The organism is Streptomyces sp. NPDC041124, from assembly GCF_055592385.1.
This window is the reverse complement of record NZ_JBVIYR010000001.1, coordinates 470,080-485,724: the sequence shown is the minus strand read 5'-3', so window position 1 is coordinate 485,724 and position 15,645 is coordinate 470,080. Positions and strand designations below refer to the sequence as shown.

Below are 15,645 nucleotides of genomic sequence, written 5' to 3'. Positions count from 1 at the left end.
CGCCCGCCCGCTTCGCGGTTCCCGCCCCCGCTCACCCACCGCCACCCTCCGTTCGCGATAGGCAAGGCCCTGACCACGGCTCGGGGCCGGGTTGGGCACGGGCGGATAACAAGGTGGACAGAAGGGGTTTTCAGGCAGGTCTACGCGCGTTAATCTGCGGCAAAGCCAGCGCCGTAGCTGAACCGTCCCGGCGCTTTGTACGACTAGGAGCACCACACATGCGCCGGATTTCCCGGATCACGGTCGCAGGCGCAGCGACCGCCTCCCTGGCCCTCGCCCTCTCCGCCTGCGGCGGCACCTCCACCTCCTCCGACTCCTCCTCGGAGTCGAAGGGTGACAAGGGTCTCGCCATCGCCTACGACGTCGGCGGCAAGGGTGACCAGTCCTTCAACGACGCCGCCTACGCGGGCCTGGAGCTGGCGAAGAACGAGTTCAAGTACGAGACGGCCGACGTCGAGCCCACCGACGGTGAGACGGACGCCGACAAGGAGCAGCGCCTGGCCTCCCTGGCCAAGCAGGGCTACAACCCGGTCATCGGTGTCGGCTACGCCTACGCCTCCGCCGTGAAGGGCGCCGCCGAGAAGTACCCGGACACCACCTTCGGCATCGTCGACGACGCCACGGTCGAGGCCGACAACGTGGCCGACCTGGTCTTCTCCGAGGAGCAGGCCTCATACCTGGCCGGTGTCGCCGCCGCCGAGAGCACCAAGACGAACGTGGTCGGCTTCGTGGGCGGTGTGGACATCCCGCTGATCCACAAGTTCCGGGCCGGCTTCGAGCAGGGCGTCAAGGACACCAACCCCAAGGTCAAGGTCCTCTCGCAGTTCCTGACGCAGACCGCGGAGGAGGGCGGCTTCTCCAGCCCGGACAAGGGCAAGTCCGCCGCCGAGGGCCAGATCGAGAAGAAGGCCGACGTCGTCTACGCGGCCGCCGGTCTGTCCGGTCAGGGTGTCATCGAGGCCGCCGCCGCGAACAAGGTGTGGGCGATCGGTGTCGACTCCGACCAGTACAAGCAGGAAGCCCTCGGCAAGTACAAGGACTCGATCCTGACCTCGGCGATGAAGGACGTCGCCAAGGCGGTGTACAACCTGGCGAAGTCGGTCGAGGACGGCAAGCCCGCGACCGGTATCGTCAAGGGCGATCTGAAGACGGGTGAGGTGAGCCTGTCGAACTCCAACCCGAAGTTCGCGGACGACGCCGAGCTCCAGGAAGCCATCGAGACGGCCAAGGAGAAGATCATCAGCGGCGAGATCAAGGTCAAGTCGAGCTGATCACCCCCCTGAACCACCGCGGGGTCGCGACCACTCGACGGGGTACGAGGAGCCAGGCTCTTCGTACCCCGTCGTTCGAGGGCGCCACCCCTTTGTATGCCGTAGGGGCGCTACGCGCGTAGACGGCCCCCGTCCCCAGGAGTGTGCGTCATCAACGCGTCCAGCAGCCCTCCGGCCGGAGCGGCGGTCAACGATTCGGTGACCGCCGTGGAGCTCGCCGGAATCACCAAGCGCTTCCCCGGTGTCGTCGCCAACCACGACATCCACCTCACCGTCCGCAAGGGCACCGTCCACGCCCTCGTCGGTGAGAACGGCGCCGGCAAGTCGACCCTGATGAAGATCCTCTACGGCATGCAGAAGCCGGACGAGGGCACCATCACGGTCCACGGCGAACAGGTGAGCTTCTCCTCGCCCGCCGATGCCATCGCCCGCGGCATCGGCATGGTGCACCAGCACTTCATGCTCGCCGACAACCTCACCGTCCTCGAGAACGTCGTCCTCGGCAGCGAGAAGCTCCACGGCATCGGCGGCAAGGCCCGCCGCAAGATCAAGGAGCTCTCCGAGCGCTACGGTCTCGACGTCCGCCCCGACCTGCTGATGGAGGAACTCGGCGTCGCCGCCCGCCAGCGCGTGGAGATCCTCAAGGTCCTCTACCGCGGCGCCACCACCCTGATCCTCGACGAGCCCACCGCCGTCCTCGTCCCGCAGGAGGTCGACGCGCTCTTCGACAACCTGCGCGAGCTCAAGGCCGAGGGCCTGTCGGTCATCTTCATCTCCCACAAGCTGGGCGAGGTCCTCTCCGTCGCCGACGACATCACCGTCATCCGCCGCGGCACCACGGTCGGCACCGCCGTCCCCGCCGAGACCACCCCGCGCCAGCTCGCCGAGCTGATGGTGGGCAGCGAGCTGCCGACACCGGAGACCGCCGAGTCCACGGTCACCGACCGCCCCGTCATCACCGTCGACAAGCTGCGCCTGACCGCCCCAGGCGGCAAGGCCCTCCTCGACGACATCACCTTCACCATCCACGAGGGCGAGGTCCTCGGCATCGCGGGCGTCGAGGGCAACGGCCAGACCGAACTGGTCGACGCCCTCATCGGCCTGCGCCACGCCGACTCCGGCGTCATCCGGCTGGCCGACGAGGAGATCACCGCCTGGCCCACCCGCAAGCGCCGCGAGCAGGGCATCGGCTACATCCCCGAGGACCGCCACCGCCACGGTCTGCTCCTGGAGGCCCCCCTCTGGGAGAACCGCATCCTCGGCCACGTCACCGAGAAGCCCAACGCGAAAGGCGTCTGGCTGGACCCGAAGGCCGCCCAGGAGGACACCCGCCGCATCGTCCAGACGTACGACGTCCGCACCCCCGGCATCGACGTCACCGCGGCCTCCCTGTCCGGCGGCAACCAGCAGAAACTGATCGTCGGGCGCGAGATGAGCCACAAGCCGCGCTTCCTGATCGCCGCCCACCCCACCCGCGGTGTGGACGTCGGCGCGCAGGCCGCCATCTGGGACCACATCCGCGAGGCCCGCCGCGAGGGCCTGGCCGTGCTGCTGATCTCCGCCGACCTGGACGAGCTCATCGGTCTGTCCGACACCCTCCGGGTGATCTACGACGGCAGGCTGGTCGCGGACGCCGACCCCGCCACCATCACCCCGGAGGAACTCGGCACCGCCATGACCGGCGCCGCCGAGGGCCACCTCGAACACGACGAGACCCCCGAGACCCCGGCCGACCTGTCCACGTCGGCCGAGTCTCCGGAAGACGAGGCCCGCTGATGAAGAAGTTCGACAAGGAGCGTGTGCTCCTCGCGGTGGCCGGGCCGGTCATCGCGCTGGCCGTGGCCTTCGTGCTCAGCGCGATCGTGCTGCTCGCCTCCGGCAAGAACCCGGTCGAACCGTTCGCCCTGATGTTCGAGCAGGCCGGTTTCTCGGACATCCAGGTCCTGATCATCAACCAGGCGTCGATGTACTACATCGCCGCCCTCGCGGTCGCCATCGGCTTCCGCATGAACCTGTTCAACATCGGCGTCGACGGCCAGTACCAGCTCGGCGCCATGATGGCCGCCATCGTCGGCGCCCACGCCGCCCTGCCGTCCGCCCTCCAGGTCCCGCTGCTGCTCCTCACCGCCGTGCTCACCGGCGCCTTCTGGGCCGGCATCGCCGGTGTCCTCAAGGTCACCCGGGGCGTCAGCGAGGTCGTCGCGACGATCATGCTCAACGCGATCGCGACCTCCGTCATCGGCTACCTGTGGCTGCCCACCGTCTTCGGCGTCAAGGTCGGCAACAACAACACCACCGGCGAGATGAACGAGTCCGGCTGGATCCCCGGCATCGACATGGGGGACGCCGGCGAGATCTACGGCCTGGTCGTCCTCGCCGTCCTGCTCGGCATCGGGTACTGGGTCGTCCTCAACCGCACCCGCTTCGGCTTCGACCTGCGCGCCTCCGGCGCCTCCGAGTCCGCCGCCTCCGCCAGCGGTGTCGACCCCAAGCGCATGGTGCTCACCGCCATGCTGCTCTCCGGCGCCATCGCCGGTCTCGCGGGCCTGCCGATCCTCCTCGGCGACTCCCACACCTACAACCTGAACTTCCCCACCGGCATCGGCTTCCTCGGCATCGGCATCGCCCTCCTCGGCCGCAACAGCCCCGTCGGCATCGCCTTCGCCGCCCTGCTGTGGGCCTGGCTCGACAAGGCCTCGCCCGAGCTGGACTTCCACGGCTACGACAAGGAGATCGCGGTCATCATGCAGGGCCTGATCGTCCTCTCGGTCGTCGTCTCCTACGAGGCCGTCCGCGAGTGGGGCCTGCGCCGCCAGCAGCGCCGGGTCGGCGCCGAGCTCGCCGCCGGGCACGTCCTCGGCGCCAACAACACCACGAAGGAGGTGGCCGGCCGATGACCGCTCCGACCACAGCGACCGACGTCAACCAGCCGTCGCTCGAGCACGCACCGCCGACCGGCCGCCGCATGTCGTGGCCCGTCCTCGCCCTGGTCGTCGCCGGCGGACTCGCGCTGGTCTCGATCGTCCGCCTCATCACCGGCGCCGACGGCATCACCAACGTCAGCCAGATGTCCACCGCCCTCCAGCTCGCCGTCCCGATCGGACTCGCCGGCCTCGGCGGTCTGTGGGCCGAGCGTGCGGGCGTCGTCAACATCGGCCTCGAAGGCATGATGATCATGGGCACCTGGTTCGGTGCCTGGGCCGGGTTCCAGTGGGGCCCGTGGACCGGCATCCTCGTCGGCCTCATCGGCGGCGCGCTCGGCGGCCTGCTGCACGCGATCGTCACCGTCACCTTCAACGTCAACCACATCGTCTCCGGTGTGGCCATCAACATCCTCGCCCTCGGCGCCACCCGCTACCTCGCCCCGCTGGCCTTCGAGGGCCACCAGGGCGGCTCCGCCAAGCAGTCCCCGGCGGTCGAGTCCCTCGGCCACTTCACCGTGCCCGGACTCTCCGACGCCCTCAGCGATCTCAACGCCAAGGGCTGGTTCTTCGTCTCCGACGTCGCCGGCCTGCTCGGCGGACTGGTCACCAGCGTCTCCTGGCTCACCCTGATCGCCGTCGCGCTCATCCCCGCCACCTGGTGGATCCTGTGGCGCACCGCCTTCGGCCTCCGGCTGCGCTCCTGCGGCGAGAACCCGGTCGCCGCCGAGTCCCTCGGCGTCAACGTCTACAAGTACAAGTACATCGCCGTCGTCATCTCCGGCGCCCTCGCCGGCCTCGGCGGTGTCTTCCTCTCCATCGTCGCCAACCCCTTCTACCTGGAGGGCCAGGTCAGCGGCCGCGGCTTCATCGGCCTCGCCGCCATGATCTTCGGCAACTGGATGCCGGGCGGCCTCGCCATCGGCGCCGGCCTCTTCGGCTACACCGACAGCCTCAACCTGCGCGGCGGCTCCGCCAACGTGCACGCCCTGCTGCTGCTCGGCGCGCTGCTGCTGCTCATCGGCGCCATCTGGCTCGTCATCCGCAAGAAGTACGTCCACGCGGCCATCACCCTGGTCATCGGCGGCCTCGTCTTCGCCTGGTACGCCGGCACCAACGAGGTCCCCAACCAGGTCGTCGCCGCCACGCCGTACGTCATCACCCTCGTCGTGCTCGCCCTCTCCGCCCAGCGGCTGCGCATGCCCAGGGCCAACGGCATGCCGTACCGGAAGGGACAGGGCAAGTGACCGCGGCCGGCGTCGACTGGGAGGCGCTGCGCGCCGTGGCACGGGACGCCATGTCCCACGCCTACGCCCCCTACTCGGGCTACCGGGTCGGCGTCGCGGCCCTGGTCGACGACGGACGCACGGTCTCCGGCTGCAACGTGGAGAACGCCTCGTACGGTCTCGGCCTGTGCGCCGAGTGCGGCATGGTCTCCGAACTGCACCGCACCGGGGGCGGCCGGCTCACGCACTTCACCTGCGTGGACGGCGACGGCCAGATCCTCGTCCCCTGCGGCCGCTGCCGCCAGCTGCTGTACGAGTTCGGCGGCCCGGCACTGCTGCTGGAGACCCCGGCGGGGATCGTGCCGCTGTCGGAGATGCTGCCCCAGGCCTTCGGCCCGCAGCACCTCACCAAGTAATGCCCGTGCGGCCCCTCCGGGCGACTGCCGACACCGTCGGCACGCCGGCCGGAGGGGCCGCGCCCTTCGCACCTCCGGAAGGAACGCCAGCCATGGCCATGGACGCCATCTCCGTCATCCGCACCAAGCGGGACCGCGGTGAACTCAGCGACGAGCAGATCGACTGGGTGATCGACGCGTACACCCGCGGGGAGGTGGCCGACGAGCAGATGTCGGCGCTCGCCATGGCGATCCTCCTCAACGGCATGAACCGCGGCGAGATCGCCCGCTGGACGGCCGCGATGATCGCCTCCGGCGAGCGCATGGACTTCTCGTCCCTGTCCCGCCCCACCGCCGACAAGCACTCCACCGGCGGCGTCGGCGACAAGATCACCCTTCCGCTGGCCCCCCTCGTCGCCGCCTGCGGCGCGGCCGTCCCGCAGCTCTCCGGCCGCGGCCTCGGCCACACCGGCGGCACCCTCGACAAGCTGGAGTCCATCCCCGGCTGGCGCGCCCTGCTGTCCAACGAGGAGATGCTGTCGGTGCTGGACGGCACCGGCGCCGTGATCTGCGCGGCCGGCGACGGCCTGGCCCCCGCCGACAAGAAGCTCTACGCGCTGCGCGACGTCACCGGCACCGTCGAGGCGATCCCGCTGATCGCCTCCTCGATCATGTCGAAGAAGATCGCCGAGGGCACCGGCTCCCTGGTCCTGGACGTGAAGGTCGGCACCGGCGCCTTCATGAAGACGATCGAGGACGCCCGCGAGCTGGCCCGCACCATGGTCGGCCTGGGCACCGACTCGGGCGTGAGGACGGTCGCCCTGCTCACCGACATGTCCACCCCGCTCGGCCTGACCGCGGGCAACGCGCTCGAGGTCCGCGAGTCGGTGGAGGTGCTGGCCGGCGGCGGCCCGGCGGACGTCGTCGAACTCACCCTCGCCCTGGCCCGCGAGATGCTCGACGCGGCCGGCCTGAAGGACGCCGACCCGGCGAAGGCCCTCGCCGACGGCTCCGCGATGGACGTGTGGCGCCGCATGATCGCGGCCCAGGGCGGCGACCCGGACGCGGAGCTGCCGGTGGCCCGCGAGCAGCACGTGATCAAGGCCCCGTCCTCCGGTGTCCTCACCCGGCTCGACGCCTACGGCATCGGCGTCGCCGCCTGGCGCCTCGGCGCGGGCCGGGCCCGCAAGGAGGACCCGGTCCAGGCGGGCGCCGGCGTCGAACTCCACGCCCGGCCCGGCGACACCGTGACCGAGGGCCAGCCCCTGCTGACCCTCCACACCGACACCCCGGAGCGCTTCGACTACGCCCTCCAGGCGGTGCGGGGCTCCTACGGCATCGAGGCCCCCGGCACGGACTTCACCGCCACGCCGGTCGTGCTGGAGCGTATTGCCTGACCAGCGGTTTCCCCTTTCGGGTGAACGGGACCGGTGGACCCCCACCGGTCCCGTTCGGCATGCTGGACTCGGTGACGCACCGATAGGAGACCGCCATGAGCGCACTCACCGTGAGCCAGGACCCCGAACAGAGCTGGGACGACCTCGTCCGGTTCTGGGAGGAGATGGAATGGCCCGAGGGCAGCAAGGTGGAGATCATTGAGGGGATCGTCACCGTGTCACCCGCTCCCGCTTACCGCCACAATGTGATCGCGGCCCGCATCCAGCGTCGCCTCTATTCCGTGGTCCCCGAGGACTGGGAGATCTTCCAGACCTTGGCCATCGCTGTGCCGTCGCGTCTGGGCATGCTCATCCCGGACCTCGTGGTTGCCCCAGTGCGGGACCACACCGAGTCGGACACCCACATCCCCGCCGCCCTCGCCGAGCTGGTCGTCGAGGTCACCTCGAAGTCCAACGCCCGCGACGACCGCGTCGGCAAGCTCGCCGCCTACGCCACCGCCGGCATCCCGCTGTACCTCCTCGTCGACCGCTGGGCCGCCGACGGGCCGACCGCGACGCTCTACGGCGACCCGAAGGGCGACGTCTACCGCCCCCTGAGCACCGCGAAGTTCGGCGAGCCGCTCAAGCTCCCCGCACCCTTCGACCTCGTGATCGACACCGCGGAGTTCCCGGAGACCTGACTCACCCCAGCAGCGCCGCCACCACCACCAGGACCGGCACCGACAGCACCGTCGACACCAGGATCGCCTCCCTGGCCAGGGTCTCGCCCACGCGGTAGCTGCTCGCGTAGGTGAAGAGGTTCTGGGCGGCCGGGAGGGCCGCCGTCACCACCACGTCGAGCAGGTGGGCACCGCGCAGACCGAAGACACCCGCGGCCAGTGCCCAGGCGACGAGCGGCTGGCCCACCGCCTTGAGCCCCACGGCGAGGAGAACGGCGCCCCGGTCACCGCCCCGCAGCGGCAGCCGGCTGCCCCGCAGCGAGATGCCGAAGGCGAGCAGCACGGCGGGTACCGCCATGTTGCCGATCAGGGTCACCGGGTCCCAAACCGGCCCGGGTATCCCGACCCCCACCGCCGAGACCGCCACCCCCGCCAGCGACCCCAGCGCGATCGGATTGCGCAACGGCGTCAGCAGACGCCGCCACAGCGGCTGCTTCCCGCCCGCCCCCGACAGGTCCAGGATCGTCAGCGCGACCGGGGTGACTCCGATGAGCTGGAACAGCAGTACCGGAGCCACGAGCGAGGCGTCCCCGAGGACGTACACCGCGATCGGGATGCCCAGGTTGCCGGCGTTGACGTAGCTGGCGCACAGCGCGCCGATGGTGGTACGGCCCACGCCCCAGCCGCGTACGACGGCCACCGCGACGAAGGCGCCCGCCACCGCCGCCGTGCTCAGCGCGGTGACCAGCAGCCGGGCGGAGAAGACCACGGACAGGTCGGCCCGGGCCAGCGTGGTGAACAGCAGTGCCGGGGACGCCACGTGGAACGCCAGCTTCGTCAGGACGTCACGGCCCTGCGCGCCGAGATACCCCCGGCGGCCTATGACATAGCCGACGCCGATGACGACGGCGATCACGAGGAACCCGCTCAGCACGCCCTGCACGTCGGCTCCTCGCGGCGGCGAAGGGCACCGGACACCGGGGGCGGCGAGGATCTGTGGGGCATACAGCCAACCCTCCGGGGGAGGCCGCGTCCGGGTCAATGTGATCCTCGCGGCGTCCCCGCGCGATGAGTTGCGGGGCCCCGGCCGGTCTACCGGTCGTGGACGCCATGACACCGCCCGTGCTCGTGCTCAGCGGCCCCCTCACCCGGGACGGGGTGAGCGGGCCGTGCGACGCCCTGCGGGCACTGCTGGACAGCGGCGGCGGCTCGGGCGCCGGAGTGGTGGTGTGCGACGTCGGCGGCCTGGGCCCGCCCGGTCTCGCCGCAGTCGAACTCCTCGCACGGCTGCAGCTCACCGCCCGCCGCACCGGAGGCCGCATACGCCTGCGCGATCCCTCCCGGGCGCTAAGCGCCCTGCTCGACCTCGTCGGCCTCCGCTTCGAGGTGGAGGGGCAGCCCGAACAGCGGGAACCACCGCTTGGTGTCCAGGAAGCAGTGGAAACCGGTGATCCGGCCGTCTGAGATCTCCAGCACCTGGACCGCCCACGACGTGAAACCGCCGGCCTCCGGATCGGGCTTGTACTGCGCGAACCCGGGCAGGCCGTTGACCTCCACCGGAACCAGCCGGGAACCCGCGCACGGGGCGCCCAGCGTCGTCATGAAGCCCGTTATGTCGTCGGCCCCGGTCAGCCACAGGTCGAACGGCGGCATCGTCATGACGGCGTCCTCGTGCAGCAGCGCGGTCAGTGCCGACATGTCGTAGCCCTCGAACGCCGCCACGTAACGCTCGAGCAGCTTCTGCTGCTCCTCGTCCAGCCGGTCGGACACCGACGCCTCGGCGCCCGGCTGCCGCCGCTCCGCGAGCGTGGCCCGGGCCCGCTGCAGCGCGCTGTTGACCGAGGCGACCGAGGTGCCCAGCAGCTCGGCGACCTCGCTCGCCTTCCACGCCAGTACCTCGCGCAGGATCAGCACCGCCCGCTGTCGGGCCGGAAGCTGCTGGAGCGCGGCCATGAAGGCGAGCCGCACGGACTCCTTGGCGACGGCCGCCTCCGCCGGGTCGGCGGGCGTGGGCAGCACCCGGGAGTCGGGCATCGGTTCCAGCCAGGTGCTGTCCGGGCGGGGGGCCAGCGCGGCCTGCGCCAGCGGGGTGGACTCCGTCAGGTCCATCGGGCGGGCCCGCTTGCTGCCCGCCGTCAGCATGTCCAGGCACACGTTGGTCGCGATGCGGTAGAGCCAGGAGCGGAGGCTGGAGCGACCTTCGAACGAGTCGTAGCTGCGCCAGGCGCGGATCATGGTGTCCTGCACCGCGTCCTCCGCCTCGAAGGACGAGCCGAGCATCCGGTAGCAGTAACCGGTCAGTTCGACCCGGTACTGCTCCAGCGTGGTGTCCAGGTCGGTCGTCGTCGCCGTGCCGTTCGTCATCGTCCACCCACCCCATGTGGCGTCCAGTGGAGCGCTGTCGCACCCACTCCTCCGGAAGCTACCGCAGCCCACTGACAACGGCCCGCCGACAGGACGAAAGCGCAGGCCGGGACCACCGTCCCAGCGGCCGGCAGCCCTCGCGGAGGGGGTGGAAGCCGGCCCGTCCGGCGTTCGAGGACGAGGCCCGTTCAGGCCGGAGGGGAGTCCGGGGGCGAAGCCACCGGGGACGGGCAGGGGCGGCGGGGGCGGGAACGTCAGGCCGGCCGGACCACGGCCGCCCGCGCCGCCGCCCGCGTCCCGGCCAGGGTGATCGCCGCGACTCCGGTCACGGCCACCAGCCCCACCCCGACCGTCCCGGCCCAGCCCCCCGCGTGGAACGCCAGCGCCCCCACCGTGCTCCCCGCACTCGACCCGACGTAGTACGCGGACTGGTACAGCGCCGCCGCCTGCGCACGCCCCTGGTCCGCCGTCTTCCCCACCGCCGACGACGCCACCGCGTGCCCCGCGAAGAAACCCGCCGTGATCAGCACCAGCCCCAGCAGCACCACCGGCAGCGATCCCGCCAGCGACAGCACGAGACCCACCGCCGTGGTCCCGCCGCCCGCGTACAGCGCGCCCCGGCGGCCCAGCCGCCCCACCAGCCGCCCGGCGGCCGATGCGGACACCGTGCCCACCAGGTACACCAGGAAGACCGACCCGACCACGCCCTGCGGCAACGAGAACGGCGCCTCCGTCAGCCGGTACCCGATGACCGTGTACACACCCCCGAACACCGTCATGAACAGCGCGCCGATCGCGAACAGCCGCCGCAGCAGCGGGTTGGCCAGATGGCGGCGGACCGTGCCCGCCAGCACACGCGGCCGCAGCGAGCCCGGCCGGAAGTGCCGCGGCGCCGGCAGCAGCAGCCGGAACGCCACCGCGCAGGCCACCGCGACCAGCCCGATCACCCCGACGGCGACCCGCCACCCCCACTCCTGCGCCACCCAGCCGGTGATCACCCGGCCGCTCATCCCGCCGACGCTGTTCCCGGCCACGAACAGCCCGATCGCCGTCACCAGCGCCTTCGGCGTGACCTCCTCCGCCAGATACGCGGTCGCCGACGCGGGCAGCCCGGCCAGGGCCGCGCCCTGCAGCGCCCGCAGCGCCACCAGCGCGCCCAGTGACGGGGCGAACGGCACCAGCAGTCCCACCGTCACCGCGACGGCCAGCGAGACCGTCATGACCGTACGCCGTCCGAACCGCTCCGACAGCGCGCTCATCGGCAGCACGAACAGCGCCAGACCGCCCGTCGCCGCGGACACCGTCCAGCTCGCGTCGCCCGCGCTCACCGCGAAGTCGCCGGAGATCAGCGGCAGCAGCGCCTGGGTGGAGTAGAGCAGCGCGAAGGTCGCGACACCCGCGAGGAACAGGGCGAGACTCATCCGGCGGTAACCGGGCCCGCCCGGAGACATCCGGGACGCGGAGACGGGAGGCGGGGCGGCGGAGGAAACGGCTGCGACGGCGCCCACGCTGGTGGACGCCCCGGTACTGGCGGGAGTCATGCCCCGAAGCTACGGACGTCCCCGCTCATCCGTCCAATGCACGGAATCGTCATAATCGTTCCCATGGTGCATCAGCAGAGGTCACAGGGTCGGCTGTCACAAGCCGGTGACACACAAGACACGGAAGGCATGGCGAGGCTGCTCGCCCCGCGCCTCGCCTATTTCGCCGGTGTGGCCCGCACCGAGCACGTCACCCGCGCCGCCCAGGAGATGCAGGTGCCGCAGTCGACGCTGTCCCGGGCCATGGTCCGCCTCGAAGGGGACCTGGGCGTGGACCTGTTCGCCCGCCACGGCCGCACCGTCTCCCTGACCCCCGCCGGCCGCACGTTCCTCACCTCGGTCGAGCGCGCCCTCGCCGAGATCGAGCGGGCCGCCGAGGACGTGCGCGCCGACGCCGACCCCGCCACCGGCAAGGTCGCCTTCGGGTTCCTGCACACGATGGGCGCCGAGACGGTGCCCGGCCTGCTGCACGCCTTCCGCGCCGACCATCCGCGCATCCGCTTCAGCCTCGTCCAGAACTACGGCGAGGCCATGCTGGAGGGCCTGCGCGCGGGCGACCTCGACCTGTGTCTGACCTCCCCGGTGCCCGACGCCCCCGACCTCGTCGCCCGCCGCCTCGACGAGCAGAAGCTGCGCCTGGTCGTCCCCGCCGACCACCGCCTCGCCGGGCGTCGCCGCATCCGCCTGGCCGAGGCCGCCGAGGAGAACTTCGTGACCCTGGAACCCGGTTACGGGCTGCGCCGCATCACCGACGACCTCTGTGCCCAGGCCGGCTTCAAGCCCCGTGTCGCCTTCGAGGGGGAGGAGGCCGAGACCCTGCGCGGTCTGGTGGCGGCGGGGCTGGGCGTGGCCCTCCTCCCTCCGCCTCCCTTCCCCCGCCCCGGAGTCGTGGAGCTGACGGTCACCGCCCCCAGGGCGGCCAGGGAGATCGGCGTGGCCTGGCTGGCCGGCCACCCGGACACGCCCCCGGTGGCGGCGTTCAAGAAGTTCCTGCTCTCCAAGCGGGGCACCCTGCTGCCGGACTGAGGCGAGCCCGGCGCGGCTGTCAACGCCGTAACGACGTCCCGAACCCCGCGGCGAGCGGCATCCGCAGCCCCAACGGCGGAGGCGCCGCCAAGGCGTCCCGCACGGGCCGCGAGAACGCCTGCCCGAACAGTGCCCCCATCACGAAGTCCTCGGCCAGCGCCAGCACTTCGTCCCGGTACTGGCTCAGCCCGTGCCCGTCCGCGTGGACCTCGAACCGGCACACCTCCCGGTTCGCCTTCTTCGCCCGCGCCGCCAGCCGGAACGACAACTCGGGGTCGGTCCGCGCGTCGTTGGTGCCGTGCACGATCAGCACGCGCCGGCCGGCGAGCTGTTTCACCGGTTCGGGTGGTGCCGCGACGTCCTCCTCCGGCAGCCAGGGAGCCAGCGCCAGCACGGAGTTGACGGCCTCGTGTCCTCCGGCGCGGAGTGCGGCCCTGCCGCCCATCCCGAGACCGGCCAGGCAGACGGGGACGTCCCCGTAGCGCCGGACGGCCTCGTCGGCGGCCCAGCCGGCGTCGTGCGCGAGATGCGCCTCGCTGCCGTTCCAGCCCCGATAGCGGTAGTGCACGACATGGGTGGCGAGGCTCCGGTCACGTCCCGCGCGGGAGAGACGGCGCCCGAGACCCCGTACGGACGCGGCCGCCCTCAGGGACGAGGGTCTGCGGCCGGAGACCTCCTCGCCGCCGGGGAGCAGCAGCACCACCCCGCTCACCGCCGTCGGCTCCGGGCCGAGCGCCCGCCCCAGCCGGGCCGTGCGGACCGGCGTCGCTTGCTGTGCCATGACAGAACATTCTCAGAAGCGGTGGTGTACTCGACCCGTCCGTGCGGTCACCGTTACGTATCGACGCACGCGTCCACCGGTGATCTACGCGCGTAGGAGTTAGGGTGCGGCCATGACCAGCCAGACCATCGCGAACACCCCGACGACGGACCAGATCCGCCGGGCGCCCAAGGTTCTGCTGCACGACCACCTCGACGGCGGCCTGCGCCCCGGCACCGTCGTCGACCTGGCCCGGGAGGCCGGATACGACGACCTCCCGGCAACCGATCCCGACAAGCTGTCCCTCTGGTTCCACCAGGCCGCCGACTCGGGCTCCCTGGAGCGGTACCTGGAGACCTTCTCGCACACCGTCGGCGTGATGCAGAGTCGTGACGCGCTCGTGCGGGTCGCCGCCGAGTGCGCTGAGGACCTCGCCGAGGACGGTGTCGTCTACGCCGAGGTGCGCTACGCGCCCGAGCAGCACCTGCAGGGCGGGCTCACCCTCGAGGAGGTCGTCGAGGCGGTCGACGAGGGCTTCCGGCAGGGGGAGCGTCGCGCGAGGGAGAACGGCCGGCGCATCCGCGTCGGCGCCCTGCTCACCGCGATGCGGCACGCCGCCCGCGCCCTGGAGATCGCCGAGCTCGCCAACCGCTACCGGGACCGCGGTGTCGTCGGCTTCGACATCGCGGGCGCCGAGGCCGGCTACCCGCCCACCCGGCACCTGGACGCCTTCGAGTACCTGAAGCGGGAGAACAACCACTTCACCATCCACGCCGGCGAGGCGTTCGGCCTGCCGTCCATCTGGCAGGCGCTGCAGTGGTGCGGCGCCGACCGGCTCGGGCACGGGGTGCGCATCATCGACGACATCCACGTCCGCGACGACGGCACCGTCGAGCTGGGCCGGCTCGCCGCCTACGTGCGGGACAAGCGCATCCCGCTGGAGCTGTGCCCCAGCTCCAACCTCCAGACCGGTGCGGCCGCCTCCTACGCCGAGCACCCCATCGGTCTGCTGCGCCGGCTGCACTTCCGGGCCACCGTGAACACCGACAACCGGCTCATGTCCCACACCAGTATGAGCCGGGAATTCGAGCACCTGGTCGACGCTTTCGGTTACACGCTCGACGACATGCAGTGGTTCTCCGTCAATGCGATGAAATCAGCGTTCATTCCTTTCGATGAACGACTGGCCATGATCAATGACGTCATCAAGCCCGGATATGCCGAGCTGAAATCCGAATGGCTGTTCCGGCAGACCTCGTCCACCAGCGGTTCTGTGGAGTCGGACGGCTGACGGAAGCGTTCTCGGGGAACGTGAACACGAGCGACGTCCACCATTCGTCCGCATTTCGATGTTTGCGGCGAGCGGTGCCGTGTGTTTACGGTCGCAGCACCGCTCACATCCCCGTATCCCATTTCGAGGACGCATTTACATGAAGCAGTCTGCTGCCAAGACCCTCGGTGTCGCCGCTCTCGGTGCCGCCTTCGCCGCCGCCGGGGCAGGCGCCGCCAACGCGGCCCCGGCCGTCCCGGACGCCGCCCAGGCGCTGGACACCGTCACGCAGGCCGTCCCGGCGGAGCGGGTCGCCGGCGCGGTGCCGGGCTCGTCCGACGCGCTGGCGAAGGGCCAGGGCCTGACCGGCGCCGGCATGGCGGCCGTACAGCCGGTGGCCGAGAAGGCGGGACCCGGCGTTCCGGGCGCCGGTCTCCTCGGCGGTCTGCCGGCGGGCCAGGTGCCCACCCAGGGCCTCAACGTCAACGGGATCCCGCTCGGCGGCTGATCCTCGCGGAAACGGCCGATGGGGCGCACCCGGATCCGGGTGCGCCCCATCGGCGTGTTCTCCAGCGGAAGGCCGCGGGGTGTCACCACGCCGTGCGGGTGGCCTTGTCCTCCGAGGGCAACAGGATCCACAGCGCGATGTAGAGCAGGAACTGCGGTCCCGGAAGCAGACACGACGCCAGGAAGATCACCCGCATCGTGGTCGTGGAGGTGCCGAAGCGGCGGGCCAGCGCGGCGCACACTCCGCCGATCATCCGGTCGTTGGTGGGGCGGGCGGGGCGGCTCATCACGGGCTCCTTCGTCAGCGG

Annotated in this window: 16 protein-coding genes; 11 read left to right on the top strand and 5 right to left on the bottom strand. The window is 71.3% G+C overall.

Features of this window, described 5'->3' with window-relative positions:
- Positions 1 to 218: 218 nt before the first annotated feature.
- The 7 genes from ACZ6A9_RS02305 (at position 219) to ACZ6A9_RS02275 (ending at position 7,890) form a co-directional block, all read left to right on the top strand.
- A complete protein-coding gene (locus ACZ6A9_RS02305; protein WP_468976677.1) occupies positions 219 to 1,271 on the top strand; it encodes a BMP family lipoprotein in 1,053 nt (350 codons plus the stop codon).
- Between the two features lie 198 nt (positions 1,272 to 1,469).
- Positions 1,470 to 3,047 carry an ABC transporter ATP-binding protein gene (locus tag ACZ6A9_RS02300; protein WP_468976675.1) on the top strand — a complete coding sequence of 526 codons (1,578 nt, stop codon included), beginning with the start codon at positions 1,470 to 1,472 and terminating at the stop codon, positions 3,045 to 3,047.
- Positions 3,047 to 4,168, top strand: coding sequence for an ABC transporter permease (locus tag ACZ6A9_RS02295; protein ID WP_468976671.1), 1,122 nt, complete (start codon positions 3,047 to 3,049; stop codon positions 4,166 to 4,168). Before ACZ6A9_RS02300 ends, ACZ6A9_RS02295 begins: the two co-directional genes overlap by 1 nt.
- The gene (locus tag ACZ6A9_RS02290) at positions 4,165 to 5,439 is read left to right on the top strand and encodes an ABC transporter permease (RefSeq protein ID WP_468976667.1); all 1,275 of its coding nucleotides are present in this window, start codon (positions 4,165 to 4,167) and stop codon (positions 5,437 to 5,439) included. Before ACZ6A9_RS02295 ends, ACZ6A9_RS02290 begins: the two co-directional genes overlap by 4 nt.
- Positions 5,436 to 5,834, top strand: coding sequence for a cytidine deaminase (locus ACZ6A9_RS02285; RefSeq protein WP_189558278.1), 399 nt, complete (start codon positions 5,436 to 5,438; stop codon positions 5,832 to 5,834). The genes ACZ6A9_RS02290 and ACZ6A9_RS02285 overlap by 4 nt, the downstream gene beginning before the upstream one ends.
- 98 nt (positions 5,835 to 5,932) lie before the next feature.
- A complete protein-coding gene (locus ACZ6A9_RS02280) occupies positions 5,933 to 7,210 on the top strand; it encodes a thymidine phosphorylase (protein ID WP_468977936.1) in 1,278 nt (425 codons plus the stop codon).
- Between the two features lie 95 nt (positions 7,211 to 7,305).
- Complete coding sequence (locus tag ACZ6A9_RS02275; RefSeq protein WP_468976661.1) at positions 7,306 to 7,890, top strand: Uma2 family endonuclease; 585 nt, start codon at positions 7,306 to 7,308, stop codon at positions 7,888 to 7,890.
- A gap of 1 nt (position 7,891) precedes the next feature.
- On the opposite strand, the gene ACZ6A9_RS02270 is transcribed toward ACZ6A9_RS02275, so the two are convergent.
- Entirely contained in the window at positions 7,892 to 8,812 is a 921-nt protein-coding gene (locus ACZ6A9_RS02270; protein WP_468976657.1) for an AEC family transporter, read from the bottom strand.
- 125 nt (positions 8,813 to 8,937) lie between these two features.
- Here ACZ6A9_RS02270 and ACZ6A9_RS02265 point away from each other — a divergent pair, with 125 nt between their 5' ends.
- Complete coding sequence (locus tag ACZ6A9_RS02265) at positions 8,938 to 9,333, top strand: STAS domain-containing protein (RefSeq protein WP_468976653.1); 396 nt, start codon at positions 8,938 to 8,940, stop codon at positions 9,331 to 9,333.
- On the opposite strand, the gene ACZ6A9_RS02260 is transcribed toward ACZ6A9_RS02265, so the two are convergent.
- Together ACZ6A9_RS02260 and ACZ6A9_RS02255 are read right to left on the bottom strand one after the other, a co-directional pair.
- The gene (locus ACZ6A9_RS02260; RefSeq protein ID WP_468976649.1) at positions 9,217 to 10,233 is read right to left on the bottom strand and encodes a sigma-70 family RNA polymerase sigma factor; all 1,017 of its coding nucleotides are present in this window, start codon (positions 10,231 to 10,233) and stop codon (positions 9,217 to 9,219) included. The genes ACZ6A9_RS02265 and ACZ6A9_RS02260 overlap by 117 nt on opposite strands.
- Before the next feature lie 254 nt (positions 10,234 to 10,487).
- Positions 10,488 to 11,774, bottom strand: a complete 1,287-nt coding sequence (locus tag ACZ6A9_RS02255) for an MFS transporter (protein ID WP_468976644.1) — start codon at positions 11,772 to 11,774, stop codon at positions 10,488 to 10,490.
- 63 nt (positions 11,775 to 11,837) lie between these two features.
- On the opposite strand from ACZ6A9_RS02255, the gene ACZ6A9_RS02250 reads away from it, so the two are divergent.
- Positions 11,838 to 12,800: a LysR family transcriptional regulator gene (locus tag ACZ6A9_RS02250; RefSeq protein WP_468976638.1), complete on the top strand. Its 963-nt coding sequence runs from the start codon at positions 11,838 to 11,840 to the stop codon at positions 12,798 to 12,800.
- Positions 12,801 to 12,819: 19 nt separating this feature from the next.
- Here the strand turns inward: ACZ6A9_RS02250 and ACZ6A9_RS02245 are convergent, their stop codons facing one another.
- Complete coding sequence (locus ACZ6A9_RS02245) at positions 12,820 to 13,581, bottom strand: alpha/beta hydrolase (RefSeq protein ID WP_468976632.1); 762 nt, start codon at positions 13,579 to 13,581, stop codon at positions 12,820 to 12,822.
- Between the two features lie 112 nt (positions 13,582 to 13,693).
- On the opposite strand from ACZ6A9_RS02245, the gene ACZ6A9_RS02240 reads away from it, so the two are divergent.
- Both ACZ6A9_RS02240 and ACZ6A9_RS02235 read left to right on the top strand, forming a co-directional pair.
- The gene (locus tag ACZ6A9_RS02240) at positions 13,694 to 14,851 is read left to right on the top strand and encodes an adenosine deaminase (RefSeq protein ID WP_468976628.1); all 1,158 of its coding nucleotides are present in this window, start codon (positions 13,694 to 13,696) and stop codon (positions 14,849 to 14,851) included.
- Between the two features lie 139 nt (positions 14,852 to 14,990).
- On the top strand, positions 14,991 to 15,338 hold the full coding sequence (locus ACZ6A9_RS02235; RefSeq protein ID WP_468976625.1) for an ATP-binding protein: 348 nt from the start codon (positions 14,991 to 14,993) through the stop codon (positions 15,336 to 15,338).
- Positions 15,339 to 15,420: 82 nt separating this feature from the next.
- Here the strand turns inward: ACZ6A9_RS02235 and ACZ6A9_RS02230 are convergent, their stop codons facing one another.
- Positions 15,421 to 15,624, bottom strand: a complete 204-nt coding sequence (locus tag ACZ6A9_RS02230) for a PspC domain-containing protein (RefSeq protein WP_468976621.1) — start codon at positions 15,622 to 15,624, stop codon at positions 15,421 to 15,423.
- Positions 15,625 to 15,645: the final 21 nt, after the last annotated feature.

Coding starts and splice junctions, on each gene's coding strand:
- ACZ6A9_RS02260 (WP_468976649.1), bottom strand. CDS start 10,233: ATGACGAACGGCACGGCGACGACGACCGACCTGGACACCACGCTGGAG.
- ACZ6A9_RS02275 (WP_468976661.1), top strand. CDS start 7,306: ATGAGCGCACTCACCGTGAGCCAGGACCCCGAACAGAGCTGGGACGAC.
- ACZ6A9_RS02290 (WP_468976667.1), top strand. CDS start 4,165: ATGACCGCTCCGACCACAGCGACCGACGTCAACCAGCCGTCGCTCGAG.
- ACZ6A9_RS02235 (WP_468976625.1), top strand. CDS start 14,991: ATGAAGCAGTCTGCTGCCAAGACCCTCGGTGTCGCCGCTCTCGGTGCC.
- ACZ6A9_RS02295 (WP_468976671.1), top strand. CDS start 3,047: ATGAAGAAGTTCGACAAGGAGCGTGTGCTCCTCGCGGTGGCCGGGCCG.
- ACZ6A9_RS02250 (WP_468976638.1), top strand. CDS start 11,838: ATGGTGCATCAGCAGAGGTCACAGGGTCGGCTGTCACAAGCCGGTGAC.
- ACZ6A9_RS02265 (WP_468976653.1), top strand. CDS start 8,938: ATGAGTTGCGGGGCCCCGGCCGGTCTACCGGTCGTGGACGCCATGACA.
- ACZ6A9_RS02230 (WP_468976621.1), bottom strand. CDS start 15,624: ATGAGCCGCCCCGCCCGCCCCACCAACGACCGGATGATCGGCGGAGTG.
- ACZ6A9_RS02280 (WP_468977936.1), top strand. CDS start 5,933: ATGGACGCCATCTCCGTCATCCGCACCAAGCGGGACCGCGGTGAACTC.
- ACZ6A9_RS02245 (WP_468976632.1), bottom strand. CDS start 13,581: ATGGCACAGCAAGCGACGCCGGTCCGCACGGCCCGGCTGGGGCGGGCG.
- ACZ6A9_RS02240 (WP_468976628.1), top strand. CDS start 13,694: ATGACCAGCCAGACCATCGCGAACACCCCGACGACGGACCAGATCCGC.
- ACZ6A9_RS02305 (WP_468976677.1), top strand. CDS start 219: ATGCGCCGGATTTCCCGGATCACGGTCGCAGGCGCAGCGACCGCCTCC.
- ACZ6A9_RS02255 (WP_468976644.1), bottom strand. CDS start 11,774: ATGACTCCCGCCAGTACCGGGGCGTCCACCAGCGTGGGCGCCGTCGCA.